4 protein-coding genes are annotated in these 4,706 nt (G+C 42.4%); all 4 read left to right on the top strand.

What is annotated here, in order from left to right; translation table 11 throughout:
• The coding region (locus tag V7K42_RS13010) for a substrate-binding domain-containing protein (RefSeq protein ID WP_334916746.1) at positions 1–408 on the top strand (408 nt) is incomplete at its 5' end.
• A gap of 475 nt (positions 409–883) precedes the next feature.
• On the top strand, positions 884–1,852 hold the full coding sequence (nifH, locus tag V7K42_RS13005; protein WP_334916744.1) for a nitrogenase iron protein: 969 nt from the start codon (positions 884–886) through the stop codon (positions 1,850–1,852).
• A 384-nt stretch (positions 1,853–2,236) separates the two neighbouring features.
• Complete coding sequence (nifE, locus tag V7K42_RS13000) at positions 2,237–3,688, top strand: nitrogenase iron-molybdenum cofactor biosynthesis protein NifE (RefSeq protein WP_334916742.1); 1,452 nt, start codon at positions 2,237–2,239, stop codon at positions 3,686–3,688.
• The coding region (nifN, locus tag V7K42_RS12995; protein WP_334916740.1) for a nitrogenase iron-molybdenum cofactor biosynthesis protein NifN at positions 3,688–4,706 on the top strand (1,019 nt) is incomplete at its 3' end. The genes nifE and nifN, both read left to right, overlap by 1 nt.

The raw sequence follows: 4,706 nt of genomic DNA, 5'->3' as shown, positions 1-4,706 counted from the left end.
AGAACAGTTAGTGACTTAGTTGCAGGGGGCGCGACTATTGTCAACCGCGAAATCGGTTCTGGTAGTCGGATGCTTTTGGAACAAACACTCCAAAAGGAGCAGATACCGTTCGATGCTGTTCAGGGCTTTGACAATATACTCAAAACTCACCAAGATGTTGCTCAAGCTGTAGTCAGAGGAGTTGCCGATGCTGGTATAAGTACGGCATCTGTAGCTACCGCCTTTGGGCTGGGATTTATCCCTTTACATCGGTCACGATATGATTTGGTGATTCTTAAGGAATATTTAGAAGAAGCACCAGTACAGCAGTTGCTCAGTACTTTGGGACATCGGATGGTTCACTCCCAATTTGAAATTCTCGGCGGTTACGATATCAGCAAAATTGGGGAAGTTGTAGCGACTGTTTAGAGTGGATTGCAATGGTTGGTTGTGTGATTAAAGGAATACTTGGCGTAAATTGAAATTCCTGCTGCAACCACTTTTGAGGTATGAGCAACCTTCTTTGTGATTACAACAACTGATAGTGCTGAATTCGTAATTCGGATTGAATTTGGGTTTCCAGTTTGTCATCTGTAGCTTTCTTTTTTCCAATTGGTATTACTACCGCCAGAGAAATCGTTTGAGTGAGCGGATGGTGATACTTGCAATGTTCCTTGAGTGATGCCTTATTGCTCTAGTTGTTAGTCAGAAAAAACAATGACTAATGGGCAACAAAAACTGACCAAAACTTGAATATGTTCTGGATTCAAACTCTTTTTGCTGTAGAACGAGCACCTCCAACGACGTTCTACATAAGGGACTTGCGTGAGTACCTCTGGTAGGTACAAAATGCCAACGCCTCATAAACCGACAGACCCACCAAACAATCACAGGATCAATCATCATGTCCGACGAAAAAATTAGACAAATTGCTTTCTACGGTAAAGGTGGTATCGGTAAATCTACTACTTCCCAAAATACCCTTGCTGCAATGGCAGAAGTGGGTAAACGCATCTTGATTGTGGGATGTGACCCCAAAGCTGATTCTACCCGTTTGATTCTGCACTGTAAAGCTCAAACCACCGTCTTGCACCTCGCTGCTGAACGAGGTGCTGTGGAAGATATTGAACTTGAAGAAGTAGTTATCAATGGTTTCCGAGATATCAAATGCGTGGAATCTGGTGGCCCTGAACCTGGTGTAGGTTGCGCCGGTCGTGGTATCATCACCGCCATCAACTTCTTGGAAGAAAACGGCGCTTACTCAAACGTAGATTTCGTATCTTACGACGTATTAGGCGACGTTGTGTGCGGTGGTTTCGCTATGCCAATCCGTGAAGGTAAAGCCCAAGAAATCTACATTGTTACCTCCGGTGAAATGATGGCGATGTTTGCTGCTAATAACATCTCTCGCGGTGTTCTCAAGTACGCCCATACTGGTGGCGTGCGCTTGGGAGGTCTAATTTGTAATAGTCGTAATACTGATAGAGAAGACGAACTGATTAGCACATTGGCGGCCAGATTGAGTACTCAGATGATTCACTTTGTGCCCCGCGACAACATCGTGCAACACGCAGAATTGCGCCGGATGACTGTCAACGAGTACGCACCCGATAGCAATCAAGCTAATCAATACCGGACATTAGCGGACAAGATTATCAACAATACAAATCTTGCTGTTCCCACACCTATTGAAATGGACGAACTAGAAGATTTGTTGATTGAATTTGGTATTCTCGAAAGCGAAGAAAATGCTGCAAAATTGATAGGTGCCGCCAACGCTCAAGCAGATGGTGAGAAGAAGCTAGAAGATGCCCAAGGCGAAGCACTAGAAGCACTGAAAAAAGGAAACGTAGAAATAGTTTCCGGTAGCTAGAAGAAGTAAGGTTTTTGTTCAGACTCAGGTGCTGAAGACAAAGTAAATATTAGGTGGGCGATTCTCGCCCACTCTCTCACCAATCCTTGAAAATGGAGGTAATCGAATTGCTAATCTTGATTTCTGCATGTTTTATCTTCACAGTCATAACGCTAATACACTAACACCTACAGGGCAAGATTAATACTTTAATAGTCTAGTTCGTGTTTTTGTTTTCTCCTTCTCTAATTTAGTTGGTTGTTTATGTTCTAGGGGATGGGAAATTCTCTTTCTCATTCCCTTTTGTTCCATGTTTTAGATACACAGTAAATCAAGAAAAATCCTATAAAAGCCTTTGGGAATTCAGTTAATACCTAACAACTTCTATCTATTGTCACCAAACAAATGAATCCCACTCCAGGAAAAACCAACGATTCACTCAGTAACTCAAATTCCGAAAATGCTCATCAGCAGCAGATACAAAAGAAAAAAAAGTCTTCCACACAATTACCCCAACCTGGAACTACTCAAGGAAGTTGCGCTTTTGATAGTGCAATGATTACCTTAGTACCAATCACTGATGCTGCTCATGTAGTTCACGGGCCAAGTGGCTGTGCTGCCAGTATTTGGGGAAGTTACAGCAGTCTTTCTTCTGGTTCTATGCTGTACAAGATACGCTTTAGCAGCGACATTGATGAGAATGATATCATCTTCGGTGGAGCCAAAAAACTGTATAAAGGCATTTTAGAATTACAAAGACGCTACAAACCTGCGGCGGTGTTTGTTTACTCCACTTGCATCACCGCTTTGATTGGAGATGATATAGAGGGAGTTTGTAAAGATGCCACTGAGAAAACAGGAATACCCATTATCCCTGTACATTGCCCAGGATTCATTGGGAATCAAAATTTAGGCAACCGTGTTGCTGGTGAAGCAATGCTTTCACACGTTATTGGAACGGCTGAACCAGATACTAGTACACCTTATGACATCAACCTAATTGGTGAACATAATATTGCAGGTGCAATATGGAATGTTCTACCGTTATTGGAGAAATTAGGTATCAGAGTTTTAGCAAAAATTACAGGTGATGCTGTTTACAAAGAAGTTTGCTATGCCCATCGTGCCAAGCTTAATGTGATCCTCTCCTCTAAAGCACTAATCAATGTAGTAAAAGGAATGGAAAAACAATATGGTATTCCCTATATTGAAGAGTCTATTTATGGTGTAGAGCAAATCAATGAGTGTTTAAGGAATATTGCTGCAAAGTTTGGTCATTCTGATTTGCAAGAACGTACAGAAAAGCTAATTGCAGAAGAAACTACTGCTTTACAAGAAAAACTTGCTCTTTATATCACCCGATTGCAAGGTAAGCGGGTTATTCTTTTTACTGGAAGTTTCAAGAGTTGGTTGATTATCTTTGCGGCTAAGAAATTGGGGATGGGAGTTATTGCTATTAGTACTAAGAATAATACTGAGGAGGACAGAATTAGAGTCAAAAGTTTGCTGGGTCAAGATAGCATAATTCTAGAACAAAATAGTCCTCAAGAAATTTTACAGATAATTAACGAAAATCAAGCTGATATGTTAATTGCTGATAAACACCATCAAGACACATCTCTCACGGCTAGGATTCCATTCTTAGATATTAATCAAGAACGCAACCATGCCTATGCAGGCTATATAGGAATCTTAGAGGTGGCACGAGAACTGTATGCCGCTTTTTACAATCCTGTGTGGGAGCAAGTATGCCAGCCAGCCCCGTGGTTAGAGGATGGGGGAGCAGGGGAAGCAGGGGGAGCAGGGGAAGCAGGGGAAGCAGGGGGAGCAGAAAATTCTCTAGAGGAGAACATCTAATGGCGATTATTAGCATTACGAGTACATCAGTTGCAGTTAATCCCCTCAAGCAAAGCCAAACTGTGGGTGCAGTTTTAGCCTTTTTGGGGTTGAAGGGAATAATGCCTTTATTACACGGTTCTCAAGGCTGTACTGCTTTGACTAAGGCAGTATTAGTACAGCATTTCCGTCAGACGATTCCCCTTTCCAGTACAGCGATGACCGAAGTTGCAACCATTTTGGGTGGCGAGGAAAGAGTTGAACAAGCAATCTTGACTTTGGTGCAGAGATCCAAACCAGAAATTATCGGTCTTTGTAGCACTGGACTGGTGGAAACCAGAGGTGATGATATGGGGCGCTTTGTCAAGGAAATTCGTCACCGTCACCCAGAACTAGATTATTTACCAATTGTGCTTGTCTCTACACCAGATTTCAAAGGTACATTACAGGATGGCTTTGCTGGTGCAGTTGAGAGTATGGTTAGGGAAATCCCTCAAAAAAGCTCCAAGCAAGACCCTTGTCCCACACAAATCACTATTTTGGCGAGTTCTGCATTCACACCAGGGGATGTACAGGAAATCAAAGAGATTGTCACCTCTTTTGGACTTGAACCTATTGTTGTACCTGACCTTTCTGGCGTACTAGATAGTCATATAGAAGATTCTTCTAGTGCCATTACAACTAATGGCACAAATGCAGGACAGTTGCGATCGCTTGGCAGTTCTGTATTCACTTTAGCACTAGGTGAAAGTATGCGGGGTGCGGCGCAAATTTTGGATCAAAGATTCAATATACCCTATGAGGTATTTAGTGAACTGACGGGACTCGTAGCAGTAGATAAATTTTTGCAAGCATTGGCATATATCAGTGGTGTCAGTGTACCAGAAAAATACCGTCGTCAGCGCCGTCAGTTACAACATGTAATGTTAGAGAATCACTTTCACTTTGGTTGCAAGCGAGTTTCTTTGGCGCTGGAACCAGATTTACTTTGGTCAACTGTTGCTTTCTTGCGATCGCTAGGAGTTGAGATTCACTCAGC

The sequence above is a fragment of the Nostoc sp. genome, assembly GCF_036917455.1.
Lineage (GTDB): Bacteria > Cyanobacteriota > Cyanobacteriia > Cyanobacteriales > Nostocaceae > Nostoc.
Note: the sequence above shows the minus strand (reverse complement) of the source record. Positions and strands in the feature narration are given on the sequence as shown.